Raw genomic sequence first — 17,179 nt, forward strand, 5'->3', positions numbered from 1 at the left:
AAAAAATTAAAAAAATATATTTACTCTATGCCGTGATATATCTTCACAGCGTCTATGATCAGTGCAACTGAACCATCGCCGAGTATCGTTGCTCCGGATACTCCGTGAACCTCCTTAAATATTTTGCCCAGTGACTTTATAACTGTTTGATGATCACCAATTACTGCGTCTGTAACGAAGCCGACTCTCCTTCCGTCTATTTCGGTAACAACTATCTGCTGAATTTCAGGCACATTGCCTTTGATGCCGAAAAGCTCACGAAGCTTGATGTAAGGCACAATATCGCCCCTGACCTGAATGATGCTGCGCCCGTGGGAATTTGCCACATCCTTCGGCGTGAGTTCAATACACTCCTCCACCACTGCAAGGGGTATAATGAAAAACTGGTCCGCAACCCTGATGAGGAGCCCGTCTATGATTGCCAGAGTGAGGGGAAGTTTCAGGCTTATCACTGTTCCTTTGCCTTTTTCGGAGGATATATCCAGCGTGCCTTTGAGAGACTCAATATTCTTTTTGACCACATCCATACCCACGCCTCGCCCGGATATGTTTGAAACGGCTTCGGCAGTGGAAAAGCCCGGAGCAAGAATCAGGTCACACGCCTCTTTTGCGGTGAGTTCTACGCCTTCTGCTATCAAGCCCTTTTCAATGGCTTTTTTACGAACCTTTTCGGGGTCTATGCCTCTTCCGTTGTCGGTTATCTGTATGAGAACGCTGTCGCCCGAATGTCTGGCGCTGAGTGTGATTGTTCCTGTTTCTTTTTTGCCCGATGCTTTTCTCTCTTCAGGCATTTCAAGACCGTGGTCAATACTGTTTCTTATGAGATGTACAAGGGGATCATTAAGCTTTTCGATAACGGTTTTATCCAGCTCTGTTTCAGCTCCTTCGGTGACAAGCTCTATCTTTTTGCCCAGAGAATGGGAGAGATCACGCACAAGCCTGTTGAACTTGCTGAATGTCGAACCTATGGGGAGCATTCTTATGCTCATGGTATTGTCCCGAAGGTCCCACACGAGCCTTTCAACATCCTCGGCTATCTTAAGAAGTTCCGGCTCATTTTTCCTTGCCGCAGTCTGGCTGAGGCGTGCCTGAACAGTTACAAGCTCACCTACAAGATCCACAAGGAAGTCCAGCTTATCGGACTGCACCCTTATGGATGTCATGCTTTCCGCCTCGGCTTTTTTCGCCTTGGTTTCCTTCATGTCTTTTATATGACGCTGTTCTTCCAGAGCCGCTGTCACAGCAGATGGAGCAACAGCACCTTTTTCTATGAGCATCTCACCGAGACGTTTCTTTTCAACAAGCACTTTTTCAAGCTCTACCCTTGAGATATCACCTTTTTCAACCAGAATATCACCAATTCTTTCATGGTTTTCCACTTCTGATCCGTCATAAAAAGCAACAGGAGTGATTGTAATATCGCAGTCGTCTTCAACAAAAATGAAGACATCCCTTATGGCGTTTTCACCTTTATCCGTGGAGAGAATGATATCCCAATTTACGTAACATTTCTCACTTTCAAGCTCTTCAAGATAGGGAATTCGTTCAGGATGTGCCACAATTCGGCATTCTCCCAGCTCCATTAGTTCATTTAAAAGAAGCTGGACATTGACACCCCTTGAAAAAATATCTTCGTACGGCTTGAACTGTATCCGATATGTTGTAAGCGGTTTCCCGGCGGAGGTCTTTTCAGTGTCGACAGAAACGGATGCAGGAGCATCCTGCGGGGTTCCTCCGTGAAGTGAAGCAAAAAAACTTTTAAGCTCCAATGGTTCACCACATGAAGAATCAAGACTTTCGTCCGCAACCATTTCCTTTATAACATCACAGGACTTCAGAGAGTTTTCTATCATCTCCTGTGTTACGGCAAGCTTGCCTTCACGCACAAGATCATAAGCGGTCTCGATGCCGTGAACAAAAGCAGCAAGGTTGTCAAAACCGAACATTGAGCCCGAACCCTTGATAGTATGCATAGCCCTGAAAACTTTTGCCACCAGATCAGAATCATCCGGTGTGTTTTCAAGCTCCATAAGAGACTGCTCAAGGTCTTCAAGCAGTTCTCCTGCCTCGGTCACAAATGCCTGTTTATGAATATCTGCGGACATAACCCTATCCTAAAACTTTTTTTACTACTCCCAGAAGCTGTTCGGGTTTGAAAGGTTTGACAATCCAACCCGTAGCGCCTGCTGATTTACCTTCCTGTTTTTTAGAATCCTGAGACTCGGTAGTGAGCATGATTATCGGAATAAACTTAAAAGCTGCCTGCTTTCTAAGTTCTTTTATCAGGGTGATGCCGTCCATATTGGGCATGTTAAGGTCTGTCACCACCATATCAATTTTCTTACCGGATATTTTAGAGAGGGCATCTGCTCCGTCAGAGGCTTCAATCACCTCATAGCCCTCTTTTGTGAGTGTAAATTTTACCATCTGCCTTATGCTGGCGGAATCGTCCACACTAAGAATAACCTTTCCCATTAAACACTCTCCTTTGCTGCCCAAAGGCAGTTTCCGCATTTATCCTGACTGCACCCTGTGCGCCTTGAAAACCCCAGACTGTATTTCTTGAGTTCAAGGGGGCACCCTTCTTTCTTGTCAAAGGAAATATTCTTTCCCACAGAAGAAAAAGTGCGGTGCGCAGAACACATAAGCTGAAAAAAAGTGAAATCTATACTGGACTCACCTGAAATATTAACCTTCACTCTGTCCTCTGTGGAATAGAGTTCCATAAGCTTTTCACGCACCTGACCAATGTTGCAAACTGTAAGGTCGCCGGATAAGGAAAGGATGCAGTCCGAACCGTTCTTTTCCTCTTTGATGTCTAACATGTTCATACTCCTAAAATAACTCTACATTGTCCGGTTCTGCCGCCGGCTTCTTTTGTTTACCGGTGCTGCTTTTGCCTACGCTTCCGCCGAACCCCTTGATGTGTTTTTCAAATATCTCTCTTTCGCTTTCCATTGTGTACATGGTTTTAAGATGCGAACTGAGATCGCTCAGGCGGAGTGTGCAGAGATTTACACCCACATCATTCATTGCAGCGGAAAGACCAATAAGATCTTTTCCGACTATATCAAGCGGTTCGATCACATGCTCTATCCTTTGCCTGTTTATATCCTGATACTGAAGCGATATCACAATCCCTCTTATTCGTTCTGCGGTTTTCGCTGTTTCTTCCTGAAGGCGTTTTATAGTTTCTTTTGCTGAATTTATGCCGCCGTCAAGGAGACCCAGCGCTTCATTCACATCCTGCTCTGAAGACACGGCAAGCTCGTTCATTTTCTCCGCATTATCAGAGGATTCATGGTAAATATCTTCTATATCGTTTGTTATAGTCTTAACAGAATTTCTGATATCCATAGCAAAACGGTTTGACTGCTCGGAAAGCTTTCTTATTTCATCAGCCACCACTGCAAAACCCCTGCCGTGTTCCCCTGCCCTCGCCGCCTCGATGGCTGCGTTCAACGCCAGAAGATTTGTCTGATCTGCAATATATTCCACCTGAGAGACAGTGGAGTTAACCTTTTCGGCCCCCTCCATAATCATATTAAGACGAGAGCTGACCAAATCAGAAAAGGCTCCTGTTTCCTTAAGAGTTTTGATAACTTCAAGCAAAACCGTTCTGTTCTTTTCCATCATCGAGTTTCCGCTTTTGTCATTATCCATAAGGTTCGATATTGCAGAACCCGCAAGATCACCCTGCGCCTCTACCTGCTCCACTATGCTCATAAAGTTGCCGCTAATCTCGTTAGCTGATTCTTCAGAATCCCTGATCACATTTTGAAGCTGTCCTGAGAACATCGGCATTAGATCTGCCCTGTCATCCAGAAGTTTTTTTGTGCATGTAATAAACTCGTGCAGCTTGTTCATTTCCGCCTGTTTTTCTTCCTCTGCCCGTGCGCTGCATTTTTCAGCAGTTCTGACAGCAGAGATGTAGGCGGCTGAAACAGCCGCCGCACTTAAAACAATAGTCACGGCAAATGCAGTTAAGCCGCCGGTGAAATACACTGCAACAGATGCAGCCGCACCTGCACAAAGCGCTATATAGATGCCTGTTTTGTCACTCAGTTCCCGCATAATATTTCCTTTTTGCTTTTATTGATGCGGCAGCCATCCCTGTAAATGACAAGAACAGAAAAACCATCATCTGTGCCGCTGATAAAACGCTTATGTTGAAATATTCAAACAAAGCCATAAAAATCCCTGAAATAGCTATCATCGTAATGCCTGTTCTGAAAATCATTGAATTCATGTTTTTTTGCTCCTCTGCAAAATTGTGTGTGTACTCTCAATGAGTTCAGATGGACTGAATGGTTTATGAAGAAGCCCTACGACCATTTCCTTAACGTATGAATCCTCCGGTTTTACATCCAGATAGCCGGTTATAAGCAACACAGGGATTTTAAGCCCGTTTCTGTGAAGAAAATCAAGAACTTCAAGCCCTGTCATTTCCGGCATCATCACATCAAGAAGAATAAGGTCAAAGCCTTTTCCAGTCATTTCTTTGTTTCTAATTTTCTCTATACACGACAAACCGTTAGCGGCTTCAGTAACCTTGTATCCGAATTTTCTGAAGTAAAGACATACGCCTCTTCTCAGCTCTTCTTCATCTTCAGCAAAAAGTATTTCAAGCTGTTTAGTGTTATCCATGTATGTTTATAAAGCAACACCTGTGCCAAAAGTAAACACTTTAAAGAACAGCATGTTACAAAAAGTTACATCGAAACACCGAGTCAACATTAGTTGACACAATTTGCAAAGGAAGCCAAAAAGCCTTATTTCCAAGCAGTTACAAAGATGTCAACTTTTACTGACAAAACAACACGATCCGATGAATTCCCCTCTGAATGAGGGTATGCAAAGAGTGTCAACCCTTATTGACTCAACATGGAAACATGAATAAGACAGAACATTGACACCTGATAATAAAAGATTATAATAAAAATATATTCTCAGGGCGGGGTGAAACTCCCCACCGGCGGTGATCCCACACAGGGTAAGCCCGCGAGCGTTCCGTTTCTGATAAACGGAAGTCAGCAGATTCGGTGAGATTCCGAAGCCGACGGTACAGTCCGGACGAAAGAGGATCTGACGCATGCCGTAATTTTCATGCCTTTACTTCCCCTTTAATTCTGCCCTGATTTACGAAAATGAAGAGGTTTACCGTGAATCAGAAATGTATTTTACCCAAAACATCATTCGAGAGGGTTGAAGATGCCCTCAGTTCGCTGAAAAACGGCGGAGGAATTCTTGTTCTTGATGATGAGGACAGAGAAAACGAAGGAGATCTGATCTTCCCCGCAGAGACAATTACACCCGAACAGATGGCTGTTCTCATTCGGGAATGCAGCGGCATTGTGTGCCTTTGCCTTACAGATGAGAAAACACAGGAACTTGAGCTTCCCATGATGGTGGATAAAAACACCAGCAGTTACGGGACAGGCTTCACAGTCACAATCGAAGCCGCAGAAGGGGTCACAACAGGTGTTTCCGCTGCGGACAGAGTAACCACCATACGGGCTGCTGTGAAAGACGGAGCAAAGCCCTCCGACCTGAACAGGCCGGGACACGTATTTCCCTTGAGGGCAAGAAAGGGAGGAGTTCTGGAGCGTCAAGGGCACACTGAAGCTACTGTAGACTTCATGCGTCTTGCAGGTTTTAAACCCTGTGGAGTTTTATGTGAACTGACAAACCCTGACGGAACAATGGCAAGAACTCCGCAAGTTGCCGCATTTGGAAAGGCACACGGATATCCGGTCGTTACTATTGAAGATCTTATAAGTTATATAAAAGCAAAGGATACAGCTCTGACCGGAGCTGCTAAGGCTTAGTGACTCAAAACCCGCCGGAATAAAAACGGCGGGTTTTAATGACTAATTTACTGACCTTTAAAATTTACTATCCCCAGTTCCATCCATGGAACTGTATATAAATGTTTCAGGCTTTTGAGTTTGGCAGAATCTCTGTCTTAATAATATCAATACGCCGTCATGCCGTATTGATACACACGCTCGCGCCTTGTAGAACAAGGCTTCGCTTCGCACGGCGCAGGTTCTTCTCCTAATAATCCAAAATTTTCCATCCATGGAAATTTTGGATACACGCTCGCACCTTGTAAAACAAGGCTTCGCTTCGCACGGCGCAGTTCCATCCATGGAACTGTATATAAATGTTTCAGGCTTTTGAGTTTGGCAGAATCTCTACCCAGTAGCCGTCAGGGTCTTCGATGAAGTAGATGCCCATTGCCTCGTTTTCAAAGCAGATGCAGCCCATTTCCTTATGAAGTTTATAAGCGCCATCAAAATCATCCACGCCAAAGGCTATATGTATCTCATTCTCGCCGAGGTCATAGGGCTCTTCCCTGTCTCTCAGCCATGTAAGCTCAAGCTGGTGCGGCGTAACCCCATCCCCAAGATAAACAAGGATAAAGTCTCCGTCCTCCTGATTATATCTGCGGACCTCTTCAAGACCTAAAGCCTTTTTGTAAAACTCAAGACTCCTGCCGAGATCAAAAACGTTAATATTATTGTGCAAAAACCTAAACTTCATCAACATACCCCTGTTCAGCGTCTTTTTATTTGTCAGACAAAGACTTTAATCTGCAACAACAGTTCCATATTTTCAAGGTCTTTTTCATAAATATTTGTTAAATCAGCCTTCCCAGTCAAGCAGCCTCTTCTCGCCTTTCAGTTCTCTTATTTCTGTTATATCCTGCGTTACTTCCACAGTGCCGATATAAGTTCCTTTATTGTCCCTTACGGCGTAATAGCATATCAGAAGCATCTTCCCCCGCAGATTTATCCAGAATTTTGCCTCGGATTTGTCTCCGTTTCTGAATGATTCAACTATGCGGTTCACCGTATCTATGCTGTCCGGTGGGTGGCAGTTCTGCACCTTACGTCCTATTACCGCCGGACTGCGGGTGAAAAATCTGTCCTTCGGCTCTGAAAAGTATTTCACCTCATCATTTTCATCAACAAAAGTTATATCAATCGGCAGACTGTTCATCATTCTGACAAGCTGATTTACAGAGAGAAACCCGGTACCGCCCATGCGGATAAACCCTTCCTGACAGGCTTTCGGTTCTTCTGCCGAATCAGTTTCCGCAGGAGGCTCAACAAATGCGAAGCCGATTTCAGCAAACATTCGCAGCATATCCGCATCATCCTTTCCGTTCAGACATTCTGCAGCAGCGGGAAAAACAACAAGATTTTCCTTGTATGTCATACGCATCATCAGCATGAACAGCCGTCCTATAACAGTATGCTCCTCAATACCTAAACTGTCAGCGGCATCGAGGGCATAATTTATCTCTTTGATAACTTTACGTATATCATCATCCAGAGACCATATAACCTTCAAGGGCTGTTCAAAATAACTGTGTTTTTCGAGAAACGGAAAAAGAATATTTTCTGTTTTAAGATAGTGCGGCTCAAAATCGATTAGTCTGCGGAAGTCCTTCTTCAAGGCGGAATAAACTGACGAATACTCCACAGATGATTCTTCAAGAGAACTTAATTCCCTTATCTTGACTTTCATTTCATCCATATGAGCAGCAAGCGCCCTGTTCTCTTCCATCAGCCAGTAAACAGCGCCTCCGTGAGGTTCTTCCCATTCATATTCCTTCAGAGCCGGAATGATAACATTAAAAACTTTTTCAACTTGCTTTTTAATACTATCAATAGAATAGCCGGATTTAAGGAGGCGGTCGCCCATCACAAGAACCTCCATTGGAGTTATCCCGTCCAGAAGAGGCTTATAGGTGTCAAAAAGCTCTTTACCGTCCCTGCCGTCAATGAATCCTGAAAAAAGAAGAAACAAAGCGTCTGCCCTTTCTTCTGAAAATCCGCTTTTTATGGTCATTCTCCGCATACCTCCGCTTTTTAACAGTTTAACACAACTAAACGGTTAGCGGCTCCTTAGACTGAGTTGTTCCAAATAGGTTTTGGGGGATTAAAAGAAAAAAGCCTCCCGGAATAGGAGGCTTCAGTATTATAATTATTTTTCTGTATTGCGTCTTTTCCAGAAGGAGTCGCCGCTTTTTTCCCTTTCGGGGCGTGTTTCCCTGTTCCATCCGCTCTGACGTGACTGTCCGTCTGAGGAGTTTTTATCCCTGAAACGGTCGCCGCTCTCGAAACGGTCTTTCTTATCACGGAATCTGTCTCCTGCGGGGCGTTCGCTTCTGTCACGGAACCTTTCGCCTGAGGGACGTTCGCTTTTATCACGGAATCTGTCTCCTGACGGGCGTTCACTTCTGTCACGGCTGAATCTGTCACCAGCGGAACGGTCGTTTCTGTCTTTGCGGTCACGGCTGAAACGATCTCTTGAGCCGCCTGCGGAACGTCTGCTGCCGCCTCTGCCTTTTGACTTGTCCATACGCTCACGCTTTTCATCTTCAAAGACTCTCTGAACCCTTTTGGGGCTGAGACCTATATGATCGGGTCCTGCGTAGCTTTCTCTATCAAGAAGCATGGATACAAGCTTAAGAGCTATATTGACTTCACTGTGTTCAGCAGTGAGCATCTCAAGCACTTCAGCAGCTTTTTTATCTATTTCGCACTCAGCAACCTTATCCACCAGTTTTGCAATGTTCTCATCCCTGACTTCCTGAAGTGTAGGGATGAATTTCTGTGTCATAACATCGCCGATGCTGCGCTGAATACGGTTAAGGCCTCTGAGTTCCTGCGGTGTAACCAGTGTAATGGCTATACCTTTGCTTCCTGCCCTGCCGGTTCTGCCTATTCTGTGTATGTAGCTTTCAGAGTCAAAAGGCATGTGATAGTTAAAAACGTGGGTTACATCCTTAACATCAAGACCTCTCGCCGCAACATCTGTCGCCACGAGAGTATAAATACGTCCGTCACGGAAGGAGTTCATCACTTCTTCCCTCTGGTGCTGTTCCATGTCTCCATGAAGCCCTTTTGCAGAATAGCCTCGCCCTATAAGAGTGGTGCATATGCGTTCCACTTCTTTTTTGGTACGGCAGAAAATAATTGAGCGTGTAGGCTCAAAGCTGTCTATAAGACGGATGATTGCATCATCCCTTTCCTGCTCTTCTATAACGTAGTATCTCTGGTCAATATCTCTTACGGTTTTTTCCTTGTTCATCACACTTATGTGAACCGGGTCCTTAAGGATAGTCGCAGCCAGTTTCCTGATCGAGTCAGGCATGGTTGCGGAGAAGAGAAGAGTCTGTCTGTCTTCGGGAAGGAAGGTAAATATTTTCTGTATATCCTCAAGAAATCCCATATCAAGCATTTCATCTGCTTCATCCAGAACAACTATTGAAGGAGTAAAGTTTTTTACCTTACCGGAGGAGAGTATATCAAGAAGTCTGCCTGGTGTGGCAACAACTATGGGAGTTCCCCTTCTTAAGCGCTCATACTGGCGTGAATACGACTGACCGCCGTAAACTGTTGTAGTGTTGATGTCAGCAAATTTGCCGTATCTGTAGAGTTCGTCACTCACCTGCATGGCGAGTTCCCTTGTGGGAGTTATTACAAGCATCTCCACTTCGCCTGTCTTTTTAAGACGGCTTATTGAAGGCAGCCCGAAAGCCGCTGTTTTCCCTGTCCCCGTATGTGCCTGCCCTATCATGTCTTTTCCTTCAAGAAGGTGAGGGATAGCCTGCTGCTGGATTGGGCTGGGTGATTTGAAGCCGCATTCCATAATACCGTGCATAACTTCTGCGCTGAGCCCGAAATGCTCGAAGCCTGTTGTTTCTTTTTCGTCCATTATTATCTCACTATATTTTTTCAGGCACGCTTGAAGCAGCCGACCGGCTTATGCTTATCTGACTCTGAATACAAATCACTGCGGGGGGTGCTTGCTTTAGGATAAGGAAATCATCTGGGGGATATTCTTATACTATCGTCCTGTAGAATACACAATAAACAGATTTTGAGATTTTGCAACGTAATTTTAGAACAAATCAGTCAATTTATTTAGAAATCATTCATTTTCTTCTGCCGGATCAGGGTATTTTCTGTTAAGACGCACAGTAAACCTTGCGCCGTCTTTAATATTACGCACCATGAGAAATCCGTTCATATGTTCTTCGATAATAGTTTTTGACATAAAAAGACCTATCCCCAATCCCACAGACTCACCTTTTGTTGTAAAATAGGGTTCAAATACTCTATCCAGATGCTCCGCCCTGATACCGCCTCCGTTATCTGTGAAGTCTATATCTATATATCCGGCATGGGGCGTTATATTAACAGCAACAGTTCCCTGTCTGTTATCTGTTGCCATATAAAGCAGAAGAGCATCACGGGCATTCTGAAGAATATTCAGAAACACCTGTTTCATTTCGCCTTCATAACCTTCAACAATGTATAGCTCCGCATCCTCATCCGTAACATCTTTCTCGCAGTGAAGCTCATATTTCCGCCCCGGAGTCTCACAGAGAAGAGTCACCTTGATATTTACCGCAGAAAACTGCGTGTTTATTATGTTATAGACAGCAACCACAGTGCGCCTGATGTCGAGTTCCACTCTGTCTTTGTCGGGACGGAAAAAATTGCGGAAATCATCAATTGTTTCAGACATGTGCATGACTATATCCATGAGAAACCGCACCTGTTCATCCACATATTCATCCGTATGGTGTTTTTCCTTGGCGATTTCCCCCATCTCCTGAATGCCGAACCCTATGGCAGTGAGCGGCTGGCGCCACTGATGAGCTATGGCGTTGATCATCTCGCCCATTGAAGTAAACTTCGCCTGCTGAAGGAGCATTTTTTCCTGCTCCTTCCTTTTTTCAACCTCTTCCGAAACCTTCATCGCCAATTCAGTATTCATCAGGGAGAGCTTCATCATTCTTAATATTATGCTTATATAAAATGCAAAAGCACAGAACATCATAATCATGATAAACAGCATTTTTTTATAAAAACCCGATAGGTCGGCGTATGCTTCGTCTTCCGGGATAACCACAGCAAGAGACCAGAAGTTGTCAAGCACATGAACAGGAGTGTATGCCGCCAGTTTTTTTATCGGTCCAACCGACTTATCACGCACCATATCATACGTATATTCACCGAAACCGGATTCGCCATTCAGCATCTTTCCGACAAGTGCAGCCGAATCAGGGTATTTTTCTGCTTCAAATTTCACATTGATAAGATCTTCACCGTGAACAGGGCTGAAAAGAAGATTAGCATCTTTGTCCACCATCCATGCATAGCCGGACTCCCCTATGCTTATGCTCTGTATGTATTTTTTTGATATATACTCAAAATCCACGAGGGCGCTTAAAACCCCCTTAAACTCATCACCTTTAAAAACAGGTACATTCAGCGACACAGTTTTAAAACCCTGTACGGCTGAGAAAACATCGCTAAGATTCGGCTGATGGTTGTGCAGAATAAGCTTAACATGAGCCTGGTCTGCGATATTTGTCCCCACCAGATCTGGTCTCTCCGGGTATGTATAAATAATCACACCGTTTTCATCATATCTGGTGACTGCTTTAAACGGTTTTTTATTAAATTCATAAAGGGTTTTGATGAGGCGTTTACCGTCATGTGTAAAGCTGATCATTTCAGGAGCAAGGGAATACTGCATGAACATATTGGTGTAGCTGCCGAAAAATTCTTCAAGCCCGGTAGCCGCCTGTTTAGCGAGAAGCATCTGTCTTTCCGAGAGTTTTTCCAGACTTTTTTTACGAACTTCCGTGTAGGAAACATAAAGAGCGGCAAAAGCCGCAGTGAATAAAACTATAAGGACACCGAAACGCAAAAACGCCTTCATATATACATATCCTCTGAATCATAGAATATTTTGTCAGATACAAAAGCATAACCCCTTGAGCCGGGGTTCGCAATCTCAATAACAATGTCTAACTGTTTTATATGAGGGGAAGCTAAGAGCCCGCCGCCTTTTAAAGGCGGCAGGTTTATGCGGAAGTCTCTTATTTAGAAAGTTTTTTGGCTCTGTCTGTGTGCCTTTCCTGCTGTGAGAGGACTCTTTTTCTCAGACGAATGGAAAGAGGCGTAACCTCAACAAGTTCATCTTCGGCTATGAAGTTAATTGCTTTTTCAAGAGTCATAGGCATAACAGGAGTAAGCGTAACTGCCTCATCCTTGCCGGAAGCACGCATGTTTGTGAGTTTTTTCTCCTTGCAGGGGTTCGCATTCAAATCGTTATCCTTGTTGTACTCGCCAATGATCATACCCTCGTACACAGGATCACCGGGGCGTGTGAAAAGAACTCCTCTGGGTTCAAGATGGAAAAGAGCATAAGCCACGGCTTTTCCGGCACGGTCTGCAACTATTGAGCCTGTGAAGCGTGAAATGATTTCGCCTCTGTGGGGCTCGTAGCCGTCAAACAGTGAGTTCATGATACCTGTACCCTTTGTATCTGAAAGAAATTCATCACGGTAGCCGATAAGCCCCCTGCTGGGTATGGAGAACTCAAGCCTTGCTCTGCCTGTTCCGTTATTCACAAGGTTTGTGAGTCTCCCTTTTCTAAGGGAAAGTTTTTCTGTAACAACGCCGATAAATGCCTCGTCACAGTCTATAAAAAGCTGCTCAATGGGTTCGCAGAACTGACCGTCTACTGTTCTTGTGATAACTTCGGGACGTCCGATGCAAAGCTCAAAGCCTTCGCGGCGCATTGTCTCAACAATAATCGCCATCTGAAACTCGCCTCTTCCCTTAACGATGAAGCTGTCAGGAGATTCGGTATCTTCGACTTTAATCGCAACGTTTTTCATTGCTTCTTTGTAGAGGCGCTCACGTATTCTGGAAGACTGAACAAATTTGCCTTCTCTTCCCACAAGCGGGCTTGTGTTGATGGAGAACTTCATAGAAACAGTGGGCTCGTCTATTTTGATTCTTTTAAGAGCCTTGGGAGCTTCCTTGGTGCAGACAGTATCGCCGATTTTTATATTTTCTATTCCTGAAAGAATGATAATGTCACCGGGTTCAGCCTTTTCAACATCTTTCATTCCCGTTCCTTCATATGTCTGAACCTTGCTTACACGAAGAGGTATCTGTTCGTTCTTTTCGTTTATGCACACAAGGGTTTCATTTGTATGGGCTGAACCGTTGATAACTTTTCCAACCGCAAGTCTGCCGAGATAATCGGAGTAGCTCAGGTCGCTGACAAGCATCTGAAAAGGTTCAACATCATCATAGGTCGGAGGGGTGATGTGATTTATTATGGCATCGAAAAGAGGGCGCATATCAGTTCCTCTTTCCTCAAGTGTTGTCTGGCATATTCCTTCTCTGCCTATGGCGTAGTAAAGAGGGAATTCTATCTGGTCATCGTCTGCGCCGAGGTCTATGAAAAGGTCGTAAACTTCGTTAAGCACCTCATCGGGTCTGGCGTCCTGACGGTCAATCTTGTTTATCACAACTATAACCTTGTGTCCTGCCTCGAAAGCTTTGCCCAGAACAAAACGTGTCTGAGGAAGAGGACCTTCTGAAGAATCCACAAGAAGAATTACCCCGTCAACCATTGAAAGTGCCCTTTCAACCTCGCCGCCGAAATCTGCGTGCCCTGGTGTATCGAGTATGTTGATTTTTACTCCGTTGTATGAGACGGAACAGTTTTTCGCAGCGATGGTTATCCCGCGCTCACGTTCAAGGTCCATACTGTCCATCAGGCGGTCATCCATTGCCTGATTTTCTCTGAAAACACCTGCCTGTTTAAACAGTGCATCCACAAGAGTTGTTTTACCGTGGTCAACGTGCGCTATGATCGCAATATTTCTGAGTTTCTGGTTAAAAGCTTTTGCCATGAGGAGTTTTTCCTGAATTTATTTCATTTGTAATGATTTCATATCAGCCCCGACGGGCACAGTCCGCAAAATCAGCCGAAATTGAAGGCTATATCTTCTACTGAAATTATTTTGAAATGTAAATAGCAGTGTTTTGTTTTAAAAATTTTCCTTAAGCCTCATTACTTATAAAAGACTGAAAACATAAAGAAAAATTGAGTGCAAAAAATATGCGGAAAATGCTATAAATTTTTATGAAGAAATACCGTCCATCCCTACAGGGCTATCTTATCCTCACCTTCCTCATACTGATAGGTGGGGGTGCAGGCTTATTTATGCTGCCTTTTATCACTAAAAACGGCGGGTTAAGCTTTGTGGATGCTCTTTTTATGTCCACGTCCGCTGTGTGCGTCACCGGACTTTCGGTAATGAACACGTCCGATTTCACCCTTTCCGGACAAATGATCCTGCTCACCCTAATTCAGCTTGGTGCTTTGGGGATAATGACGTTAAGCTCATCTCTGCTTCTCTTCATAACAGGAGATCTGGATTTCGGCAAGCGGCTTATGGCTTCCCGTCTGGCAGAAAGCTACAGCCTTCGTGAAATAGAGAATGTTCTTTTTTATATTGTTATCTACACTTTCGCAAGCGAGTTCATCGGGGCTGCTCTTCTGTGGATAGGTTTCCTCATTGACGGCTACACAGGCGCACATGCCGTTTATCTGGCGGTGTTTCATTCTGTTTCGGCTTTCTGCAACGCTGGTTTCAGCACATTCGATTCCAGCCTCACCGGTTCCGGCGGCATGGTCAAGACAGTTATCATGCTGCTCATAACCGCAGGAGGGCTTGGTTTTTACGTTGTTTTTGATCTTGTCCGCAAATGCAGAGAGAAAACAAGGCTACGCATTCATACCAAAATCGTTCTGGGCATGTCGGCATTCCTGAGCTTCGGAGGGGCGGCAATGCTTTACCTCACCGAACACGGGCGCATGGGGCTTCTGGACTCTCTCTTTCAGTCCGTTACAACACGTACAGCAGGATTTAATACCTTTGATTTATCCGGTCTCCATAGCGTGAGTATTATGTTTATGATCATCCTGATGTTTATCGGAGCTTCGCCGGGTTCAACAGGAGGCGGAATAAAAACCACTACAGCATTTCTTGCTGCAATTTCCGTCCGCAGAGCAGTTGAAGGGGAAACTGGCGTCAGAGTATTCGGAAGAACAATACCGCCATCAAATATATTGAAGGCGTTTACAATAATATTCCTTTATTCCATAGTGATCTGCACTGCATCTGCTCTTATCCTCATTTTCAGAGAAACACACTTTCTGGGGGTTCTCTTTGAAGTTGTCAGTGCAACAGGCACTGTAGGACTGTCAATGGGCATAAGCGCTGAAGCTGGCACTGCAGAAAAGCTTATTCTGACTGCGTGCATGTTTATAGGCAGGGTAGGCCCCAGCGCTATACTTATTGCAATGACAGGCAGGAAGAAGGAATCAAAACTAGCTTATCCTGAAGAAAAACTCATTCTGGGGTGATGAAAATGAAAAAAGACATAGCAGTTCTGGGACTGGGAATTTTCGGCTTCCGCATAGCGACCGAACTTACCCGAAAAGGGCACAATGTTCTGGCTGTGGATAAAGACAAAGTAATTGTCGAACAGATAAAGGATAACGTAACCGAAGCGATTATAGCTGACGTCACAGACCACGGAACGCTTTCCGAACTTGGAATAGACAAATTCGATATAGTCATAATAGGCATCGGAAGCAGTTTTGAGCAGGCTCTTCTGACTCTGGCGGATCTCAAGAAGATGGGCTGCGCCCATGTTATCGCCAAGGCAAACAGAAAAGTCCATGAAGAACTTCTACTTAAAATCGGCGCTGATGAAGTGATTCTCCCTGAACGTGAGGTGGCAAAACGCCTCGCAGACAGAATAAGCAGACCGGACATGATGGAGATTCTCACTGTTGACGGAGAAGTAAGCCTGATCAGTGTTGCGATTCCCGCCCGCATGGAAGGGAAAACCCTTCTTGAGCTTGATTTGAGGAAGGAATATCAGATCAACGCAGTGATGATAAAGAAAAACGGAAGCAAGACAAGCATCATCACCAACCCGAACATGAAGCTCCACGAGGGGGATGAACTGATTGTCGCCGGACAGGAAGAGGACATAGTAAAGGCGTTTGCAAAGTAGCTTGAAAGCTACTTCACAAACGAAAACATACACTTAAGGTATTCCCCTTCGGGAAAGCCGACAGGATGATCTGCCGCATACCCTGTCTTCTGCATTACCTGTAGCGGGCGTCCAGCTTTTCCGGCGGCTTTGAGCACTGCATCAAAAAACATATCTGACGGAACCCTCGCCGAGCATGATGCGGAAACAAGTATCCCTGCGTCATCCAGAACACCCAGAGCAAGGCGTGTGAGTTTCTGATAGGCTGATACCGCACTCTGCACATCTGACTGCTTGCGTGCGAATGATGGCGGGTCAACAATAACCATCCCGAACCGTTTCTTCTGTCTGGCAAGTTCTCCCAGAGCTTCAAAAGCATCCATACAAATTGTGCTGTGGCGGCATTCGGCTATGAGAATATCGTCTTTATTCAGCTCAAAGTTGCGCTTTGCCGCCTTGAGAGCAGGTTCGCTCAGATCAAGACTGATAACCGAGGAGGCACCGCCCCTTGCCGCATAAATTGAAAAGCCGCCTGTATATGAAAAAACATTGAGAACATCACGATTTTTCGCATATTTTTCAACCTTGGATCGGTTGTCACGCTGATCAAGGAAAAAGCCTGTCTTCTGCCCGTGAACGGGTTCGGCTTCAAAGAGGATTCCGTTCTCCCTGAAAATAACCGCTCCCTTGGGGGCAGAGCCTTTTAATACAGCTCCATCGCCGATGTTGGGGGATATTTTTTTAACATCTATGCTTCTGCTCAAACGGAGAATTATACATTCAGGTTTGAGGAGTTCATCAAATATTCCCTTAAGCAGATCGAGATAAGGAAGCCATATTGCAGAATCAAACTTCATTACGAGAGTTTTATCATAATAATCGGCAATTATACCGGGCAGACCGTCATTCTCGCCGTTTACAAGGCGGAAGCCTGTGGTTCTTTCATCGGCAAAAATCTTTCTGCGGGCAGAGATGGAGGTACTTAGCTTCTCTTTAAGCCAGTCGGAGTCGATTGTAACAGGTTTTCCCCTGTGAAGCATGCGGATTCGTATGGGTGAATCGGGATCATAAAGCCCCAGCCCAACAAATTTACGCTCCTTGTCGTATATAACGGCAAAAGCGCCCGCCTGAGCTTCCTTATTCTGTTTCACTATCCCTTTATCAAAAACCCACGGATGCCCTTTCTTAACTTCCTTTTCCGCTGCGGGTGTAAGCTGGAAAGAGACCCTCTCTATTGCTATATCAGCCATCTGTTGCTCCGTTATCTGTATCTGCGG

General features: G+C 44.8%; 15 protein-coding genes and 1 riboswitch. Of the genes, 3 read left to right on the top strand and 12 right to left on the bottom strand.

Translation table 11 applies throughout. From position 1 onward, the window contains the following. Positions 1-20: 20 nt before the first annotated feature. Genes ACYRYY_RS06040 through ACYRYY_RS06065 form a run of 6 tightly spaced genes read right to left on the bottom strand, consistent with a single transcriptional unit; the run spans position 21 to position 4,647 of the window. Entirely contained in the window at positions 21-2,105 is a 2,085-nt protein-coding gene (locus tag ACYRYY_RS06040; RefSeq protein ID WP_460214702.1) for a chemotaxis protein CheA, read from the bottom strand. A gap of 4 nt (positions 2,106-2,109) precedes the next feature. After that, positions 2,110-2,475 (bottom strand): response regulator, encoded by a 366-nt coding sequence (locus ACYRYY_RS06045; protein WP_460214703.1) that lies wholly within the window; start codon positions 2,473-2,475, stop codon positions 2,110-2,112. Continuing rightward, positions 2,475-2,825, bottom strand: coding sequence for an STAS domain-containing protein (locus ACYRYY_RS06050; protein ID WP_460214704.1), 351 nt, complete (start codon positions 2,823-2,825; stop codon positions 2,475-2,477). The genes ACYRYY_RS06045 and ACYRYY_RS06050 overlap by 1 nt, the downstream gene beginning before the upstream one ends. A gap of 10 nt (positions 2,826-2,835) precedes the next feature. Beyond that, the gene (locus tag ACYRYY_RS06055) at positions 2,836-4,074 is read right to left on the bottom strand and encodes a methyl-accepting chemotaxis protein (RefSeq protein ID WP_460214705.1); all 1,239 of its coding nucleotides are present in this window, start codon (positions 4,072-4,074) and stop codon (positions 2,836-2,838) included. Next, positions 4,058-4,249 (bottom strand): hypothetical protein, encoded by a 192-nt coding sequence (locus ACYRYY_RS06060; RefSeq protein WP_460214706.1) that lies wholly within the window; start codon positions 4,247-4,249, stop codon positions 4,058-4,060. Before ACYRYY_RS06060 ends, ACYRYY_RS06055 begins: the two co-directional genes overlap by 17 nt. Further along, positions 4,246-4,647, bottom strand: a complete 402-nt coding sequence (locus ACYRYY_RS06065; RefSeq protein WP_460214707.1) for a response regulator — start codon at positions 4,645-4,647, stop codon at positions 4,246-4,248. The genes ACYRYY_RS06060 and ACYRYY_RS06065 overlap by 4 nt, the downstream gene beginning before the upstream one ends. Before the next feature lie 294 nt (positions 4,648-4,941). After that, a riboswitch (FMN riboswitch) is annotated at positions 4,942-5,089 on the top strand. 73 nt (positions 5,090-5,162) lie between these two features. Between ACYRYY_RS06065 and ribB the strand changes: the two genes are divergently transcribed. Continuing rightward, positions 5,163-5,828, top strand: a complete 666-nt coding sequence (ribB, locus tag ACYRYY_RS06070; protein ID WP_460214708.1) for a 3,4-dihydroxy-2-butanone-4-phosphate synthase — start codon at positions 5,163-5,165, stop codon at positions 5,826-5,828. A 343-nt stretch (positions 5,829-6,171) separates the two neighbouring features. On the opposite strand, the gene ACYRYY_RS06075 is transcribed toward ribB, so the two are convergent. From ACYRYY_RS06075 to typA, 5 genes are all read right to left on the bottom strand, one after another. After that, entirely contained in the window at positions 6,172-6,546 is a 375-nt protein-coding gene (locus tag ACYRYY_RS06075) for a VOC family protein (protein WP_460214709.1), read from the bottom strand. Between the two features lie 102 nt (positions 6,547-6,648). Further along, positions 6,649-7,860, bottom strand: a complete 1,212-nt coding sequence (locus ACYRYY_RS06080; RefSeq protein WP_460214710.1) for a DUF438 domain-containing protein — start codon at positions 7,858-7,860, stop codon at positions 6,649-6,651. Between the two features lie 135 nt (positions 7,861-7,995). Continuing rightward, a complete protein-coding gene (locus tag ACYRYY_RS06085) occupies positions 7,996-9,732 on the bottom strand; it encodes a DEAD/DEAH box helicase (RefSeq protein ID WP_460214712.1) in 1,737 nt (578 codons plus the stop codon). A 216-nt stretch (positions 9,733-9,948) separates the two neighbouring features. After that, positions 9,949-11,751 (bottom strand): sensor histidine kinase, encoded by a 1,803-nt coding sequence (locus tag ACYRYY_RS06090; protein ID WP_460214713.1) that lies wholly within the window; start codon positions 11,749-11,751, stop codon positions 9,949-9,951. A 160-nt stretch (positions 11,752-11,911) separates the two neighbouring features. Beyond that, the gene (typA, locus tag ACYRYY_RS06095) at positions 11,912-13,744 is read right to left on the bottom strand and encodes a translational GTPase TypA (RefSeq protein ID WP_460214715.1); all 1,833 of its coding nucleotides are present in this window, start codon (positions 13,742-13,744) and stop codon (positions 11,912-11,914) included. A gap of 314 nt (positions 13,745-14,058) precedes the next feature. On the opposite strand from typA, the gene ACYRYY_RS06100 reads away from it, so the two are divergent. Both ACYRYY_RS06100 and ACYRYY_RS06105 read left to right on the top strand, forming a co-directional pair. Next, positions 14,059-15,264, top strand: a complete 1,206-nt coding sequence (locus tag ACYRYY_RS06100) for a TrkH family potassium uptake protein (protein WP_460214716.1) — start codon at positions 14,059-14,061, stop codon at positions 15,262-15,264. A 5-nt stretch (positions 15,265-15,269) separates the two neighbouring features. Further along, positions 15,270-15,923: a potassium channel family protein gene (locus ACYRYY_RS06105; RefSeq protein ID WP_460214717.1), complete on the top strand. Its 654-nt coding sequence runs from the start codon at positions 15,270-15,272 to the stop codon at positions 15,921-15,923. Positions 15,924-15,931: 8 nt separating this feature from the next. Here ACYRYY_RS06105 and ACYRYY_RS06110 read toward each other — a convergent pair whose 3' ends face one another. Next, positions 15,932-17,152 carry a class I SAM-dependent rRNA methyltransferase gene (locus ACYRYY_RS06110; RefSeq protein ID WP_460214718.1) on the bottom strand — a complete coding sequence of 407 codons (1,221 nt, stop codon included), beginning with the start codon at positions 17,150-17,152 and terminating at the stop codon, positions 15,932-15,934. Between the last annotated feature and the right edge of the window lie 27 nt (positions 17,153-17,179).

The organism is Geovibrio sp. ADMFC3 (genome assembly GCF_054687035.1).

Bases quoted from the DNA above. Each gene is read 5' to 3' on its own strand.
- ACYRYY_RS06040 (WP_460214702.1), bottom strand. From the start codon at position 2,105: ATGTCCGCAGATATTCATAAACAGGCATTTGTGACCGAGGCAGGAGAA.
- ACYRYY_RS06045 (WP_460214703.1), bottom strand. From the start codon at position 2,475: ATGGGAAAGGTTATTCTTAGTGTGGACGATTCCGCCAGCATAAGGCAG.
- ACYRYY_RS06050 (WP_460214704.1), bottom strand. From the start codon at position 2,825: ATGTTAGACATCAAAGAGGAAAAGAACGGTTCGGACTGCATCCTTTCC.
- ACYRYY_RS06055 (WP_460214705.1), bottom strand. From the start codon at position 4,074: ATGCGGGAACTGAGTGACAAAACAGGCATCTATATAGCGCTTTGTGCA.
- ACYRYY_RS06060 (WP_460214706.1), bottom strand. From the start codon at position 4,249: ATGAATTCAATGATTTTCAGAACAGGCATTACGATGATAGCTATTTCA.
- ACYRYY_RS06065 (WP_460214707.1), bottom strand. From the start codon at position 4,647: ATGGATAACACTAAACAGCTTGAAATACTTTTTGCTGAAGATGAAGAA.
- ACYRYY_RS06075 (WP_460214709.1), bottom strand. From the start codon at position 6,546: ATGAAGTTTAGGTTTTTGCACAATAATATTAACGTTTTTGATCTCGGC.
- ACYRYY_RS06080 (WP_460214710.1), bottom strand. From the start codon at position 7,860: ATGACCATAAAAAGCGGATTTTCAGAAGAAAGGGCAGACGCTTTGTTT.
- ACYRYY_RS06085 (WP_460214712.1), bottom strand. From the start codon at position 9,732: ATGGACGAAAAAGAAACAACAGGCTTCGAGCATTTCGGGCTCAGCGCA.
- ACYRYY_RS06090 (WP_460214713.1), bottom strand. From the start codon at position 11,751: ATGAAGGCGTTTTTGCGTTTCGGTGTCCTTATAGTTTTATTCACTGCG.
- typA (WP_460214715.1), bottom strand. From the start codon at position 13,744: ATGGCAAAAGCTTTTAACCAGAAACTCAGAAATATTGCGATCATAGCG.
- ACYRYY_RS06100 (WP_460214716.1), top strand. From the start codon at position 14,059: ATGCTGCCTTTTATCACTAAAAACGGCGGGTTAAGCTTTGTGGATGCT.
- ACYRYY_RS06105 (WP_460214717.1), top strand. From the start codon at position 15,270: ATGAAAAAAGACATAGCAGTTCTGGGACTGGGAATTTTCGGCTTCCGC.
- ACYRYY_RS06110 (WP_460214718.1), bottom strand. From the start codon at position 17,152: ATGGCTGATATAGCAATAGAGAGGGTCTCTTTCCAGCTTACACCCGCA.